This window comes from Hominiventricola aquisgranensis, from assembly GCF_040096225.1.
GTDB classification, from domain to species: Bacteria; Bacillota; Clostridia; order Lachnospirales; family Lachnospiraceae; genus Hominiventricola; species Hominiventricola aquisgranensis.
Map to the genome: position 1 here is coordinate 113,668 of NZ_JBBMFC010000002.1, position 14,329 is coordinate 127,996.

Sequence of the window (14,329 nt, forward strand, 5' to 3'; positions counted from 1 at the left end):
GTGCAGATACACTATTTTCAAAGATATCATTCAAAGGAGAATGTAGATACGTCTAATACCATGCTGATGTTATCTCGCTTATATAATTATAATGCGGACAAATTCTTTGCAATGTTGAATGCTCTAATACTGGGACAAGATGAGACTCCTGAAATAACATTTGAACTTCAGGTAGCAGGAGACGAAAGTGTTCCAGATGCGATTATAAGCCAGAAAAGTTTTAAAATAGTAGTTGAGACAAAATTACATAATCAATTTCAGCAGGATCAGCTTGAAAAACATCTGACTCAGTTTGGAACAGAGGAGATAAAGGTGCTTTTAACGTTAGATCCAAAACCTATGAAAGAATCATTGATGGATAGTTTTGGCATTGTTCTGAAAAAGTATAATGCAGATAGGATTAATGAAATAAAAACACCAATAAGGCATGTAAATATTACATTTGAACAATTAGTTGCTGCAATGGAAGATATTGTAGATGAGCGGGATTCAGAGATCATGGCTGTGCTTGATGATTATAAGAAGTATTGCTTTGATGAAAAACTGATACCTGATGATGGAAATTGGATGAGAGCAATTGTTGCGGGAACAACACTTGAAGATAATTTGAAATATGATTTTTATTATGATCAGGCTTCAAGAGGCTATTCGGGTCATGGATACATTGGTTTATATAAAGGAAAGAGCATTAGGGCGATCGGAAAATTGAAAAAGACAATTGTTGCAGAGTTAGTAAATGGAGAAGTGTCATATATTAATGAAAGTGGAGAAGCTGCTACAAAAGAAGAGATAGAAAAGATTAAAGAAGCTATTGTGCATGCAGAATTAGAATATGGATACAATTTGAAAACCGTCAAACATAGATATTTTATAGTTGAGCATTTTTATCCAACAGATTTTAAAAAAGCAAGTAAAAATCCGATTCAAAAAAGTAAATATTTTAATCTGGCAGAAATGTTCAAAAGTAAGACTTTGCCTGAAACAGAAGAGATAGCATCAATACTGGATGGAAAAACATGGGAAGAGTTTCACTAAACAGTGGATTTTCATAAATATGAAGAAAATAATGATACTGTAATAGTGTTCATATAGAGGTGTATTATGGGAAACGAATCAGGTGAATGGATTATGCATGGCATGAAGTGGGACAACCCGGATTGCATTCATTCTGTAGATGAAGCAATCAAGTATATAAATGAACTTGGCTTTTTACCATTATTTAAGAATGAAATAGATGGGTTTTCACTTGAAGAAAGAACTGTTCCAGAGTACTGGTGGAGTGATGATCCAGAGATTGATCCATGGATGTGGCGGGCTATTATAGCAAGGCGGCATGATATCGTCTATGGAAAGTTCTTTGATAAGAAGGCAGGATTTATATCAAAAAAATGGCTTCCTGTATTTGCTAATTACCGCCGGGATGGATATGATTTTGATGCATTATATGATGATGGGAAAGCACCTAATAAGCATAAAAAGATAATGGTCAATTTTATGGAAAACAATGCTGATTCAGAGATTTATTCCAATGAATCGAAAAAACAAGCTGGATTTGGTAAGGATGTAGAAAAGGGATTTGATGGTGCTATAACGAATCTTATGATGCAGACCTATCTGTGCAACTGCGATTTTAAGAAGAGAGTGAATAAAAGAGGTATTGAATATGGATGGGATGTGGCAGTGTATTCATCCATTGAGCATATCTATGGATACGATTATGTGACTTCCTGCTACAAGGATAATCCACAGGATTCATGGAAACTTCTTGTAGACTATATGCATGAGATGTTTCCGAATGCAACGGATAAGCAGATAAGGAAAGTATTAAAATAAAACAGTGCATTTTTGAGGTGAATATACATAAATGAATGCTAAAAAATCCGCAGATTATTGCAGCCTGATAGAAAATGTAAAAAACAAATATCGAAAAAATCCTATATACACAAAGAACCTGACACTTGGCTGGTGCGATTTACGTCAGGGAGAAGATTTGTGTCAGGAAATTAACCTATGGACATATTGGCAAGGGAGAGATTACGCTAAGAAGACACCACATATTAAATATATGCTGATAGGTCAGGATTTCGGACCGCCTGAAAAGGAAGAGATAAAGGGTACGATTGCAAATGTCCGTAAGATGAATGATGGTATAGATGTGATGTTCCATGAAAATGTAGATTTGGAAGCAAGGGATTCACAGACGGATAAAAATATTGTCGGATACTTTGAACTGCTTGGTAAAAATGAAATTGACAAGAAAAAATATCCAGATTTGTTTTTCTGCAATTGTAATTTGGGCTATCGCAGAGAGAAGTATTCTGGAAATATGACCAGAAAGATATTGGCAAATGATGCAGCCGAAATAAAATCATTGATTGACATTATAGAGCCGGAAAACATAATCTGTCTGGGTCTTGATACATCCGTGGTTATAATACAAACTCTGATTGATAAAAAGTTTTCCTGTAATAGATTACCTGAACTTATAGGAACTGGAGAACCTTATATTTATGGAGAAACATATATATACCCTGTAGCACATCCGGGGTATTGGGGTACAAGGATAAGAGGGGAAGATAATGTTATTGCAGATTGGATGAGGATAAGAAGGTAAGGAGGAGTCACAATGCCATTTAAGATTGTTCGCAACGATATAACAAGCGTTCTATGAGGAAATGCTTCAAAGAGAGACAGAAGATAACTATCCACTTGAGGAAGACAAAAGATTAGCAGAGCCTTGTATGCTGTCAGCAGACATTTCTTTGGAAGACCAGCTTGCAAATATCGGAGTTTCATTTCATGACAAATTATTTGAGCTGATCGATGAAGCACATATTGATAATAAGGATGTGTGGAAACGGGCAATCGTCTATGTTGAGAAAAAGGAGTACTTTGCAAAAGAGGATGTTCCGCTGCCGATAGAAAAGACAAAACATATTATCCGTAAGTGTACAGAGGAAGAAGTTGATAGGATCAATGTATGAATATATAGAAGAACATTCTTATGATGAGATGGTTCGAAAATGTATTAATGAATATGGCAAGTATGGTCGGCACAGAGTATTGAAAGAGATTTGCCGAAAACTAGATGTAGATATGAGGACCGCCCGGAGCTTATATAAAAATTTTGGAATCACTTATGACGAATGGAAAAGAAAATCTGGCTATCAAGCTGATATAGCCGGAAAAGAGCAAAAGCTAATACAGAAACAGGCCCCTTTCCTTGATATGGATACAATCCGCTGTCCAAAATGCGGATCTGCTTCCATTTCTTACGTAGCAGAGCCTAAATTTCATTCTGGCAGAGCCGTTATAGGAGCACTTTTTGGCGGATTGGAAGGTTCTTTTCTCATGGGAGTAACAGGGAAGAACAAACAATATGCGGTTTGCATGAACTGTGGGAAGAAATGGAAGATCAGAAGAAAACGGTGAGGAGTGTCAATCAAGGATGAAAATATAAAGAATGGGAAGATAGCTTATGAATCAGATCAGCACAATCCGCGCAAGACCCGGAAGAGAAAGTTGACAAACCTTCTCAAAAGAGCTAAAATACAGAAAACCTATCGAGTAAGTAGACTAAGAGGAAGAAGGTACTTCAGACATGGAACAGATCACAAGAGAGCAGGCATATGATCTGCTGAAAGAATACAACAAAGATCCTTTCCATCTTCAGCATGCTTTGACTGTAGAAGCGGTGATGAAATGGTATGCAAAGGAGCTGGGATATGGAGAGAAAGCGCAATACTGGGGAATCGTTGGGTTGCTTCACGATATTGATTTTGAACAGTATCCGGATCAGCACTGCATCAAAGCACCGGAACTGCTGCGGGAAGGCGGCGTGAGCGAAGATATTATTCATGCGGTTGTCTCTCATGGATATGGTATTACTGTAGATGTGGCACCGGAACATGAGATGGAGAAGGTTTTGTTTGCGGCAGATGAACTGACGGGGTTGATCTGGGCAGTTGCATTGCTGCGTCCATCAAAAAGTACCAAAGATATGGAATTGAAATCTTTGAAAAAGAAATACAAGAGTAAAGGCTTTGCTGCAGGCTGTTCGAGAGATGTGATCGAGCGCGGAGCCTTGCAGCTTGGATGGGATCTGGATAAATTGTTGACCATGACGCTGGAAGCCATGAAAGCAACCGAAGATGAGATCAATCAGGAAGTAGAAGATATTTAATAAAGAAAACGGAGACTTAGCTGAGAAAAGGAACGATTATATAGCAGATGCTGACTGCTGAAGATCGTTCCTTTTTTGACTGAGAGATATCAATTATAAATGTTGGTTCTGACATTCCTTCAGGATCCGCGGAAATCGATGGAGGAACAGAATGCTTGTCATTGTAGCTGATATCACGTCTGCAATAGGTTCAGAGAAGAAGGCTGCGTCTGCGGTAAACAGGGCAGGCAGCAGCAGAAGTCCTGTGAAAAAGACGCATTTACGGAATGCTGAACAGAACAGTGACTGACCAACCTTTCCAAGCGCAGTGGTCTCATCTACCAGCGGATACTGGATTGCTAACGGAATGATCATGGCAGTGAACCGTTTGATATAAGTGACGGATCTTGCAAGGATCACGGAATCAGTGGTAAACAGCCGTACATAGAGAGGCGAAATAGTCTGTGTTACGATTGTCATAAAGATGCAAAAGATCACGCACAGTCCTGTGATACATTGAATTGCCTTTTTGATCCGGTCCGGGTCTCCTTTTCCGTAGTTAAAGCTTACTACGGGTTGACTGCCAAGAGTGATACCACCCATAGGCATGGTGATCAGCAGAAGATAGCTCTGTACGATCGTAGCACAGGTGACTAACGTATCACCTTCTCCTGGACCTCCGTATTTTTGAAGGACAGTATTAAGCACGATGAGAAGAATACTGTCGCTTGCCAGGATCAGAAAAGGAGAAAATCCAAAAGTCACGATCCGGCGTATCACGCTTGCTTGAAATCCGCCCCAGCCCAGACGAACAGGCATTTTATGGCTGCGAAGAGACAACAGCACAAATGCACAGGATGCCATCTGGGAGATGACCGTAGCAATGGCTGCACCGGCAACACCCATATGAAAAATAAAGATGAACACAGGATCAAGAATAATGTTGAGGACAGCACCAAGTACAACCGTTGCCATGCCAAGACCGGAGAATCCTTGTGCGATCAGAAAGCTGTTGAGCCCACCACTGATCAGTGCAAAAAATGTACCGGCAGTATAGATGGTTACATAGGTGTTAGCATAAGAAAAGGTGGCCTCACTGGCTCCAAACCACATGAGAAGCTGATCCTTGGTAAGCAGAAAAAGTCCTGTCAGAACTGCGGACAGGACAAGCAACATGAAAAATCCATTATTCAGGGTCTGCTTTGCACTTTTATGGTCACCGCTTCCCATCTGCATGGCCATGATAGGAGCACCACCCTGACCGACCATGGAACCAAATGAGGTAAGCAGGGTCACGATGGGAGCACAGACACCGACACCGGCAAGCGCAAGACTGCCAACACCGGTGCCGATATACATACGGTCCACAATGGAATATAATACATTTACAAGCTGGGCCAGCATGGTAGGAATTGCCAGCCGGATTACGAGACGGGAAATGCGATCCTGTCCCAGGTCATTGGTACGACTCATAAAAACCACTCCGCAATCAATACTACAACGCAGCAGATCACTGCTACTGGAAGAAGTCCGGCTCCGGCCCATGCAGCGATAATGCCGATGATCAGCGCCAATGCACCAGAAAGCGGTGATTCTGTGGCGTGCAGAATAGCCGGAAACGTCATCACTGCCAGTGTAACATACGGAACATAATAAAGAAATGATTTTAAAAATTCATTTTCAATCGGTTTCTTGATCAGTGTCAGAGGCAGAACACGGATCGCATAGGATACGCCCGCCATGACAAAAATATAGAGATAAATGTTATGCGTCATGTTCAATACCTCCTTCTTTATGAGGGAAAAGAGCGGCTGCTCCGGCAGAGAGCACAATGGTCAGGATAATGGTTCTGGTTCCTTCGGAAAGGGAAGAAATCACTGGCAGACAGGAAGCTAAGAAGCTTAATAAAAAGGCCAGTGTAATCAGAACTGCAACTACTTTGTCCTTCCTGGCAGGAGGAATGATGATTGCAAGGAACATTCCAAATAAGGATACACTTAGAGCACTGACGATTCGTGCAGGCAGCATATTTCCGGCAGTGACGCCAAGAGCGGTTCCGACTGCCCAGCCAGGGATGGCAACGGTCATGGCACCATAGGTATACCATGGATGAAGATATCCGGGCCTTGCGATGGCGATGCCAAAGAGCTCATCTGTAATGTCAAATCCCATGAGCAGACGATGTCCGAAGGAAAGTCCTGGTGTGAGACGCTGTCCCATGGCGCAGCTCATGAGCAGATAACGGGCATTGGTGATCAAGGTCACGATCGCCATTTCCACATAAGGAGAATTGGCGGCGATCACAGTGATACCTGCATATTCACCGGCCGATGCATTATTCAGCATACTCATTAAGAATCCCTGAAATGCATTCATGCCTGCATTTCTTGCGGCGATTCCCAGTGAAAATGCCACTGCCAGATACCCCAGTCCGATGGGGATGGCATCTTTCATACCTTTTCGAAAAACCTGTGCATTTGTTTCATTCATAATAGATCCCCTTGTAAACTGAAAATTTTCTGTACATGATTGTAGCAGTTTTCTTTACATAAGTAAAATGAATCATTATAATTAAAACATAAGAAAAACTGATGGAGAAAAAACATGTTATCAAGATACGGGATTTTTTGCGGAGTAATTGAACATAAAAGCTTTACAAGAACGGCTGAAAAGCTGGGATATTCCCAGAGTGCAGTTAGTCAGGCAGTCCGGGCACTGGAGCTGGAGACAGAGACGGTTCTCATAGACCGGAGAAAGGACGGGATCACACTGACTCCAGACGGAGAGCAGTATCTGCCATATTTTCAGCAGATCCATCAGGCAGAACAGAATCTTGAACGCAAAGAACAGGAGATGAAAGGCCTGAAAAACAGTGTTGTGCGGATCGGTACGTTCACCAGCGTGAGCCGTATCTTTTTGCCGGGACTTATGATGGAATTTAAGAAAGAGCATCCAGATATCCGGTTCATCCTGCAGCAGGGAGAATACACCAGCATTGCCAGGTGGGTGGAAGAAGGAAGTGTGGATTTTGGATTTGCCAATGCAGAAGCAGTGAATAATCTGCATACGCAGATTCTGTACAGGGACGAGATGGTGGCGGTTCTGCCCAAAGGCCATCGGCTTGCAAAAAAGGAGATAGTCTCGTTGAAAGATCTGGAAACAGAACCATTTATTTTACTGGACGAAGGAGAGTACAGCGTGCCGGAGCAGGCATTTCAAAGAAGAGGACTGCATCCTAGGATCGAATATAAAGTATATGACGACTATTCAATCCTAGCTATGATCCGGCAGAGACTGGGTGTATCCATTCTGTACCGTCGGGTGCTGGAAGGATTTGGTGCAGATCTGGTCATCCGCCCAGTGAAGGAGCAGATGGAACGGCCAGTGGCATTGGTCTTCAGAAACTGGGATACCATGCCCTATGCGGCGAGAAAATTTGCTTCTTATGTGCAGATGAAAGTAGAGGCGGGAGATCAAAGGGTATTTTAACGGATAAGCTGTAGTAAACGTTCCAACAGATCTCCTTGCAGATAGTAGGTCGTCTCAAAGTTTAAGTATTTCATGGACTGATCATCCCAGAGAAGACGTATCTGTGGGGCAAATTCTTCGTCTTTTTCCCAGTATTGCAGTAGAACCGGGAAGAAAGAAAATGCAGGGATCCGGGCAGTTACATCCGCACCGGCAATGGAGTCAAGAATCTCGCCGCCAATGGCTGTGCAGGCATCTTTCAGCGCATCTGTCTTTCCGGAAAATGCGTCGGCATATTTCTGAGCAAAGAGATTGGCATCGGGGCTGGAACCGGCTGCCGCAAAATTGCCAACCAACGTCCATTTGCCAGAGAGAGGCGGAAGTGTGGGGCTGTCACCGTGGCAGAGCATATCATAAATAGTCATGACCACTGTGTATTCCCGGCATTCCGTATAGATGTCATCAATCATCTCATCAATGGCACCAGTCTTACGGTTAACTCGGCATTTTGTTCCCAGATAGGTGAGATATAGAAAGTCAGCATCAGCATCCAGAGTATATTTCTGGATCAGAGCTTCCTGATCATAATTTAAAAAAATCTTCCGGCCGATATCGACCTGTTTATCATAATTGGAAATCATAAAAACCTCCTGAAATTTAGATTCCTTCACAGTCAAATGCAGGGATGAAGCTGTCTTTTGCACATTCTCCTTCCTGGATGTAAACTTGACTCATTCCCAGAAATCTTGCATAGTCTACTACTTCATGATATTCATCCCAGGTGACCTGTCGGTTCAGTTCCGGCCAAGCAGTCACATGAGGAAGAGGAGTATATTGACTCATAATACTCACATAAATCTTGTTTCCGAAATGATCCCACAGATATTCCAATACATCCTTACTGTCCGAGATGCATCCCGGCAATACCAGATGGCGTACGATCACACCTTTTTTCATCATTCCTCGTTTATCAAAGACAGAAACTCCAGTCTGTTGTACCATCTGCTCCAGTGCTGCGGCTGCTTTTTCCGGGTAATCTTTCGCTCGTGAATATTTAGCGGACAGTTCAGATGACCGGTATTTATGATCCGGAAGCCAGATATCCACAATACCATCTAACATTTTTATGATTTCCGTTTTTTCATACCCACCCGTATTATAGACTACAGGAATCTTAAGCCCTTTGGCTTTGGCTTTTTCCAGTGCGGGAAGAATTAAAGGCAGAAAATGTGTGGCAGTCACCAGATTCAGATTATTTGCTTTTTTCTCCTGCAACTCCAAAAAAATGTCTGCCAGGCGATCCACAGACAGCATCTTTCCAGCATGGCCTGCAGCAATCTCGGCATTCTGACAAAACACACATCGAAGTGTACAACCGGAAAAGAATACCGCTCCTGACCCTTCTGTCCCGGAGATACAAGGTTCTTCCCAGTAATGAAGTGCTGCCCTGGCTGCCATCAGTTCATCTGTCATGCCACAAAAACCGGTTTGTCCATGTATCCGGTCTGCACCGCATTCTCTTGGACATAGCTGACAGCCATTCTTATATAAAGTTGTAATCATATCCTGCCATTCATTCATCTGGAAATATCTCCTTATAAATATGATTTATCTTAGCATAAAGCGGAAGAAATGTACAACCTAATGGTTGCGTTCAAATAAACACATCAAAATTTCGGTTGCAACATCAATAACTATATGTTATTATTTGGATGTATCGAAGTAATACATATTGGTACAGTGCAGTAACGATTTTAACAATTCTCATTCTCGGAGTCTATTTCAGACAATATTCCCGACAATGACCACAACTTCATACGGAATAGGCGAGAATAGGGAATGTACCTTGGAAAAGATGTGAGGTCTGTGCTAAAATAAATACAAAAAAATTCTCTTTTCTGCCAGTTTCTTATGGTGCAGAAAGGAGAAGCTATGCAAAAAGAAACAAAAACAGAGGTATATCAGGCAGCAGATGATTTTCTCATGTCACCGAAAGTAGATTTCTGCTTTAAAGAATTATTTCAAAGTCCTAAGGTAAGACAAGGATTTCTGGCAGCAATTCTAGGAAAAAATCCTGGAGAGATTGTGGAAACACAGTTAATGCAGACTATTTTGTCAAAAGAATCTGCAGACAGCAAGTATGGTATTCTGGATGTGCGAGTGCTGATGACAAACGGGTCACAGATAGATCTGGAAATGCAGGTTGCGCCCTTAGAATATTGGGATAAGCGGATGATATTCTATCTTTCAAAGATGTATACGGAACAGATACAAGAAGGTGACGATTATGATAAAATCAAGAAATGCGTTCGCGTTCATGTGAGTATTTTGGATTTTAACCATTTTAAGGATGACAACAAATGTTATCGTGAAATTGCATTTTGTGATCTGGAGAACGGTGAAAAATACACTGACCTTCTGGAAATTCATGTGATGGAACTGAAAAAGTTACCAGAAGAGCAGACAGATGAACCTCTGTTAATAAAATGGATGCGGTTTCTTGCCGCCAACAGGAAGGAGGACTTCGAGAAGATGGCAGAACAGGATCAATACATTGGAGAAGCTTATGAAACATTGAAAAAACTCAGTGCAGATGAAACGAAGCGACTGGAATATGAAGTCAGACAAAAAGCATTAAGAGACAAAAATGCGATTGAAGATTATGGGTATCATAGAGGTGAAAAAGCTGGCGAAGAGCTTGGAAGATCTCGTGTGAATAGATTGAATGCTAAATTATTAGAAGAAGATCGTTTAGATGATCTGAAAGAATCCCTTTTAGACACTGATTATCAGCAAAAATTATTTGAAGAATTTGGGCTTTAAATGACAAAAAAATATCCCCCCACCGGGCTTGTGAGAAAATTATCAATATGCTAAAGTTACTACATGTAGTGCCGGGAGACCAAGACCGGCACATTGTATGTGGGAGGAACAAGACGATGATGTTACCGCAGATCGAGCATTACTGGACCGGAAGAGCAAAGGGATATTCCGAGGTGAACCAGCATGAGCTTGCCACCGGGCAGGACAGAGTATGGTTAGGAGAGATTCGGAAGCATCTTCCGAAGGGAGAGAACCTGAAGATCCTGGATGTAGGTACAGGACCAGGATTTTTTGCAATCCTTCTGGCAAGAGCAGGATATGATGTGACGGCTGTGGATTATACAGAGGCGATGCTTGCAGAAGCGAAGAAAAATGCAGGAGAAGTGGCAGAGAAGATTCATTTTCAGCGAATGGATGCACAGAAGCTGGATTTTCCGGATGGATATTTTGATGTGGTGATCTCCAGAAATCTGACCTGGAATCTGGAATGTCCGGAACAGGCGTATGCTGAGTGGATGCGTGTGCTCAAAGAAGGTGGACGTCTACTGAACTTTGATGCCAACTGGTATCATCATCTGTTTGATGAGGAGAAGAGACGGGAGTATGAAGAAGACCGGAGGCGTGTAGAAAACATGTCTATGGAGGATCATTATACCTGTACAGATATTGATGCCATGGAAGAAATCGCAAGGCAGATTCCCATGAGCCGTACCATGAGACCGGCATGGGATCTTGAAGTCCTCAAAAATGTCAATGACGGACAGGCTTATGCGGATGAGCATGTATGGGAGCGTGTGTGGGATCAGACAGAGAAAGTGAACTATGCGTCCACGCCGATGTTTCTGATCCATGCGGAAAAACATATAAAGGCAAACCATATGAAACGTACACTGGAGGGGCTTGTATCTTGATCGAAACAAAACAGCTTGAATATCTTGTGGTCTGCGCACGGCTTGGTTCCTTCAGCCGTGCCGCAGAGGCACTTTATACGACCCAGCCTAATGTAAGCAAAGTGATCCGTACGCTTGAGCAGGAGCTGGGTTTTTCATTATTTATTCGTCAGAGCCGTGGAATTGTGCTGACGTCAAGAGGCCGCAGGATTTATGAATATGCCAGCAAAGCTGTGGAACAGGTGGAGCAGCTGGTTTCTTTTGCAAGAATGGACAAAGGAGAAGAACTGCTGGCATCCTGGAATCCAAGTTCCTGGATGGCAGCGTGCTTTGCCGCATTTTATCAGGAACACAGTCAGGAAGATGTGTGCTATCATGTGATGACAGCGGGTATAGAAGAAATATTGGATCGGTGTCAGTCTGGCAAAGATGACATTGGATTTGTGTATGTATCGGAAGAACAGATGCCGTCCTTCCAATATCGACTGGAGTGTGGAAAGCTGGAATTTCAGGAACTGAAGCGGACGAAGGCATATCTCTATTTTGGGAAAGAGCATCCGCTGGCTGGAAGGAAGAGTATCGAAGAGATTCCGAAAAACCAGGTGCGTCTGGTGCAGTGTTATGAAGATGAATATACGCTGGGACGTAATCTGATGGGCAATACGGAAGAAAGTCCGGTATCAGATATGAAGATCTCTGTGATCACCAACAGCGATTATGTGATGAACGAACTGCTGCAAAAGACCGACCTTGGAAATGTCAGTGGAGGTTATCTAAGCAGGGAAAAGGAATCCCAGGGATATCCGGGATATTCTTTGTACGGAGAGGAACAACCGATTCTCTTTGGATGTGTGACACGACAAGGGGAACAGCCAGGAGGGTGGGCAGAACACTATCTTTCCTATGTGAAGCAGCGGTTGCAAGAATAGATATAACAAAAAGGAATACAAATATATCTATCAAGGAATGCTTCTGTATTGACAAAAAATGTAATAGATGAGAAAATAATACATAATGTTCATATGGTTGGCAATTAAGCCATAAAAATAAGTTCGAAGGAAGCTTCGATGAAAAGGGAATCCGGTGAAAGTCCGGAACGATTCCGTCACTGTGATAGCTAGTCCACAGGAATATGCCACTGAGAAGATCTTGGGAAGGCGCTGTGGATGTTTGATGCTTAAGTCAGGAGACCTGCTTATTTTGATCAGAGAGAGTTCTTGCGGAAGACAGGGAAATCTTACTTAACAGAGGATTAGTGCGCATAATATGCGCTTATTCAGAGTGGGAGAAAGTCGGATGTAGATCCGGCTTTTCTTGTGTGTTTTATGATGGGAGGACAAGTGTTTTGCTCTGATGGATCTCAATGCGCTGACAGAAGAATGGACGAGAAAGGACAAAATATGAAGAATAAGAAATGTATCAGTTTGACCCTGGCAGCAATTCTTTTGCTGACCGGCTGCGGTGCAAAAGGAAGCGACAGCTCTGCATCAGCAGATAACAGTGGAAAAAAAGTACTGACTTTCGGATGTCAGATGTACACCGATGGTATTGTAAACAGTGTGACCGATGAGAACGGCGGATGGAATGCTATGCGTTATGGTATTTCCGAGGGTCTGTTTAAATTCAACGACAGCATGGAAGTAGAGCCGTGGCTCGCAGACAGCTATACGGTAAATGATGAGCATACGGAGTGGGTTATCACTCTGAAAGATGGAATCAAATTCTCAGATGGATGCGATCTGACTCCAACTAAGGTAAAAGAGTGTTTTGAATATCTGAAAGAAATGGGACCGAGCGGTTCTGCAAAACCACAGAAATATCTGGAGTTTGAGGCAACCATTACTGCTGATGACGATGCCAATACTCTGGCGATCCAGACCACCCAGCCGTATGCAAACCTTCCGGGACAGCTGGCTCATCCGACCATGGCGATCATCGATGTGGCTGATATCGAGAACTTTGATAACGGCATCATCGGAACCGGCCCGTACATGATCGATAAATTCAACGGTGTTGGTGTAGGATATGACTTGGTTGCAAACCCGAACTACCGTGAGGAAGTTCCGTATGACGAAGTAAAACTGATGTATATGGGTGATGCTTCTGCAAAGACCATGGCACTGCAGAGTGGTCAGGTAGACCTGGTAGAGAATATTACTAACGTATCTGATATTCAGGATTTCAAGGATAATCCAGATTTCACCGTAGATATCGCTTCTGGTGTGCGTTGTGGATTCAGCTGGATGAACTTTGACGGTATTCTGGGCAACAAAACCCTGCGTCAGGCAATCCTCATGGGAATTGATTATGATACCATCTGCAATTCCAAAACTATCGGAGGACTGTATACTCCGGGATTCTCCGTACTGCCGTCTACATTAAGCTACGGATATGACAAACTGAACAATCCGTATACTTATGATCCGGAAGGCGCGAAAAAGCTCCTTGATGATGCTGGTATCGTAGACACTGACGGGGATGGAATCCGTGAGATCGACGGACAGAACATCAATCTGCATTACGTTTCCTATGAGAACCGTCTGCTGAACGATTTCTCCAATGCACATATTCAGTATCTGGCAGAGATCGGTATTGGTTGCACCGCAGACTACGGCAGCTCTGATGACCAGTGGAGCAAACTTGCTGCCGGAGATTATGATTTCAATAACAATAACTGGATCACTGTAGGTACCGGTGACCCGTATGCTTACATGGCAAACTGGGCAACTGATACTACTTACTGCGGATATTCCAATCCGGAGTATGATGAGCTGTTTGAGCAGCTGAAGAGCGAGATGGACGAGGACAAGCGTGCAGATCTGATCTTCCAGATGCAGCAGATCCTGGTAGATGATGCAGCTGTTCTGATCGACGGTTATTACAACTCATCTATGATCTATTCCAAGAATGTAGGAAATGCACATATCCATACGGCAGATTACTACTGGCTGACCACCGAGATCACCCCGGCTCAGTAAACAGACAA

Annotated in this window: 16 protein-coding genes and 1 riboswitch; of the genes, 11 read left to right on the forward strand and 5 right to left on the reverse strand. The window is 42.7% G+C overall.

Annotated features, from left to right (window positions below):
• The 6 genes from WMO62_RS01565 to WMO62_RS01590 all read left to right on the forward strand — a co-directional run bounded on the left by WMO62_RS01565 (position 1) and on the right by WMO62_RS01590 (position 4,183).
• Positions 1–1,035 (forward strand): hypothetical protein, encoded by a 1,035-nt coding sequence (locus WMO62_RS01565; protein WP_349143582.1) that lies wholly within the window; start codon positions 1–3, stop codon positions 1,033–1,035.
• A 66-nt stretch (positions 1,036–1,101) separates the two neighbouring features.
• Entirely contained in the window at positions 1,102–1,833 is a 732-nt protein-coding gene (locus WMO62_RS01570; protein WP_349143583.1) for an AlkZ-related protein, read from the forward strand.
• A gap of 31 nt (positions 1,834–1,864) precedes the next feature.
• Positions 1,865–2,614 (forward strand): hypothetical protein, encoded by a 750-nt coding sequence (locus WMO62_RS01575; protein ID WP_349143584.1) that lies wholly within the window; start codon positions 1,865–1,867, stop codon positions 2,612–2,614.
• Positions 2,615–2,675: 61 nt separating this feature from the next.
• Positions 2,676–2,984 carry a hypothetical protein gene (locus tag WMO62_RS01580; RefSeq protein ID WP_349143585.1) on the forward strand — a complete coding sequence of 103 codons (309 nt, stop codon included), beginning with the start codon at positions 2,676–2,678 and terminating at the stop codon, positions 2,982–2,984.
• Entirely contained in the window at positions 2,977–3,432 is a 456-nt protein-coding gene (locus tag WMO62_RS01585; protein WP_349143586.1) for a hypothetical protein, read from the forward strand. The genes WMO62_RS01580 and WMO62_RS01585 overlap by 8 nt, the downstream gene beginning before the upstream one ends.
• Positions 3,433–3,601: 169 nt before the next feature.
• Entirely contained in the window at positions 3,602–4,183 is a 582-nt protein-coding gene (locus WMO62_RS01590; RefSeq protein WP_349143587.1) for an HD domain-containing protein, read from the forward strand.
• A gap of 93 nt (positions 4,184–4,276) precedes the next feature.
• On the opposite strand, the gene WMO62_RS01595 is transcribed toward WMO62_RS01590, so the two are convergent.
• From WMO62_RS01595 to WMO62_RS01605, 3 genes are read right to left on the reverse strand one after another with little or no spacing between them, the layout of a single operon-like run.
• The gene (locus WMO62_RS01595; protein ID WP_349143588.1) at positions 4,277–5,635 is read right to left on the reverse strand and encodes an MATE family efflux transporter; all 1,359 of its coding nucleotides are present in this window, start codon (positions 5,633–5,635) and stop codon (positions 4,277–4,279) included.
• The gene (locus WMO62_RS01600) at positions 5,632–5,937 is read right to left on the reverse strand and encodes an AzlD domain-containing protein (protein ID WP_349143589.1); all 306 of its coding nucleotides are present in this window, start codon (positions 5,935–5,937) and stop codon (positions 5,632–5,634) included. Before WMO62_RS01600 ends, WMO62_RS01595 begins: the two co-directional genes overlap by 4 nt.
• Positions 5,927–6,652 carry an AzlC family ABC transporter permease gene (locus tag WMO62_RS01605; RefSeq protein ID WP_117497981.1) on the reverse strand — a complete coding sequence of 242 codons (726 nt, stop codon included), beginning with the start codon at positions 6,650–6,652 and terminating at the stop codon, positions 5,927–5,929. Before WMO62_RS01605 ends, WMO62_RS01600 begins: the two co-directional genes overlap by 11 nt.
• A gap of 114 nt (positions 6,653–6,766) precedes the next feature.
• On the opposite strand from WMO62_RS01605, the gene WMO62_RS01610 reads away from it, so the two are divergent.
• Positions 6,767–7,651 (forward strand): LysR family transcriptional regulator, encoded by an 885-nt coding sequence (locus WMO62_RS01610; RefSeq protein WP_118596253.1) that lies wholly within the window; start codon positions 6,767–6,769, stop codon positions 7,649–7,651.
• Here WMO62_RS01610 and WMO62_RS01615 read toward each other — a convergent pair.
• Both WMO62_RS01615 and WMO62_RS01620 read right to left on the reverse strand, forming a co-directional pair.
• Complete coding sequence (locus tag WMO62_RS01615) at positions 7,648–8,271, reverse strand: DUF3786 domain-containing protein (RefSeq protein WP_349143590.1); 624 nt, start codon at positions 8,269–8,271, stop codon at positions 7,648–7,650. The genes WMO62_RS01610 and WMO62_RS01615 overlap by 4 nt on opposite strands.
• Positions 8,272–8,287: 16 nt before the next feature.
• The gene (locus tag WMO62_RS01620; protein WP_349143591.1) at positions 8,288–9,211 is read right to left on the reverse strand and encodes a radical SAM protein; all 924 of its coding nucleotides are present in this window, start codon (positions 9,209–9,211) and stop codon (positions 8,288–8,290) included.
• Between the two features lie 351 nt (positions 9,212–9,562).
• Between WMO62_RS01620 and WMO62_RS01625 the strand changes: the two genes are divergently transcribed.
• The 4 genes from WMO62_RS01625 (at position 9,563) to WMO62_RS01640 (ending at position 14,321) form a co-directional block, all read left to right on the forward strand.
• Positions 9,563–10,453, forward strand: a complete 891-nt coding sequence (locus WMO62_RS01625; protein WP_118438635.1) for an Rpn family recombination-promoting nuclease/putative transposase — start codon at positions 9,563–9,565, stop codon at positions 10,451–10,453.
• Positions 10,454–10,569: 116 nt separating this feature from the next.
• Positions 10,570–11,364, forward strand: a complete 795-nt coding sequence (locus WMO62_RS01630) for a class I SAM-dependent methyltransferase (RefSeq protein ID WP_118438636.1) — start codon at positions 10,570–10,572, stop codon at positions 11,362–11,364.
• Positions 11,361–12,272, forward strand: a complete 912-nt coding sequence (locus tag WMO62_RS01635; protein ID WP_178756933.1) for a LysR family transcriptional regulator — start codon at positions 11,361–11,363, stop codon at positions 12,270–12,272. Before WMO62_RS01630 ends, WMO62_RS01635 begins: the two co-directional genes overlap by 4 nt.
• Before the next feature lie 102 nt (positions 12,273–12,374).
• Positions 12,375–12,556, forward strand: a riboswitch (cobalamin riboswitch).
• A 187-nt stretch (positions 12,557–12,743) separates the two neighbouring features.
• On the forward strand, positions 12,744–14,321 hold the full coding sequence (locus tag WMO62_RS01640; protein ID WP_349143592.1) for an ABC transporter substrate-binding protein: 1,578 nt from the start codon (positions 12,744–12,746) through the stop codon (positions 14,319–14,321).
• Positions 14,322–14,329: the final 8 nt, after the last annotated feature.

Excerpts from the sequence above, each read along its gene's own strand:
- WMO62_RS01640 (WP_349143592.1), top strand. The coding sequence starts at position 12,744 with ATGAAGAATAAGAAATGTATCAGTTTGACCCTGGCAGCAATTCTTTTG.
- WMO62_RS01625 (WP_118438635.1), top strand. The coding sequence starts at position 9,563 with ATGCAAAAAGAAACAAAAACAGAGGTATATCAGGCAGCAGATGATTTT.
- WMO62_RS01615 (WP_349143590.1), bottom strand. The coding sequence starts at position 8,271 with ATGATTTCCAATTATGATAAACAGGTCGATATCGGCCGGAAGATTTTT.
- WMO62_RS01595 (WP_349143588.1), bottom strand. The coding sequence starts at position 5,635 with ATGAGTCGTACCAATGACCTGGGACAGGATCGCATTTCCCGTCTCGTA.
- WMO62_RS01605 (WP_117497981.1), bottom strand. The coding sequence starts at position 6,652 with ATGAATGAAACAAATGCACAGGTTTTTCGAAAAGGTATGAAAGATGCC.
- WMO62_RS01600 (WP_349143589.1), bottom strand. The coding sequence starts at position 5,937 with ATGACGCATAACATTTATCTCTATATTTTTGTCATGGCGGGCGTATCC.
- WMO62_RS01610 (WP_118596253.1), top strand. The coding sequence starts at position 6,767 with ATGTTATCAAGATACGGGATTTTTTGCGGAGTAATTGAACATAAAAGC.
- WMO62_RS01620 (WP_349143591.1), bottom strand. The coding sequence starts at position 9,211 with ATGAATGAATGGCAGGATATGATTACAACTTTATATAAGAATGGCTGT.
- WMO62_RS01630 (WP_118438636.1), top strand. The coding sequence starts at position 10,570 with ATGATGTTACCGCAGATCGAGCATTACTGGACCGGAAGAGCAAAGGGA.
- WMO62_RS01585 (WP_349143586.1), top strand. The coding sequence starts at position 2,977 with ATGTATGAATATATAGAAGAACATTCTTATGATGAGATGGTTCGAAAA.
- WMO62_RS01580 (WP_349143585.1), top strand. The coding sequence starts at position 2,676 with ATGCTTCAAAGAGAGACAGAAGATAACTATCCACTTGAGGAAGACAAA.
- WMO62_RS01590 (WP_349143587.1), top strand. The coding sequence starts at position 3,602 with ATGGAACAGATCACAAGAGAGCAGGCATATGATCTGCTGAAAGAATAC.
- WMO62_RS01570 (WP_349143583.1), top strand. The coding sequence starts at position 1,102 with ATGGGAAACGAATCAGGTGAATGGATTATGCATGGCATGAAGTGGGAC.
- WMO62_RS01575 (WP_349143584.1), top strand. The coding sequence starts at position 1,865 with ATGAATGCTAAAAAATCCGCAGATTATTGCAGCCTGATAGAAAATGTA.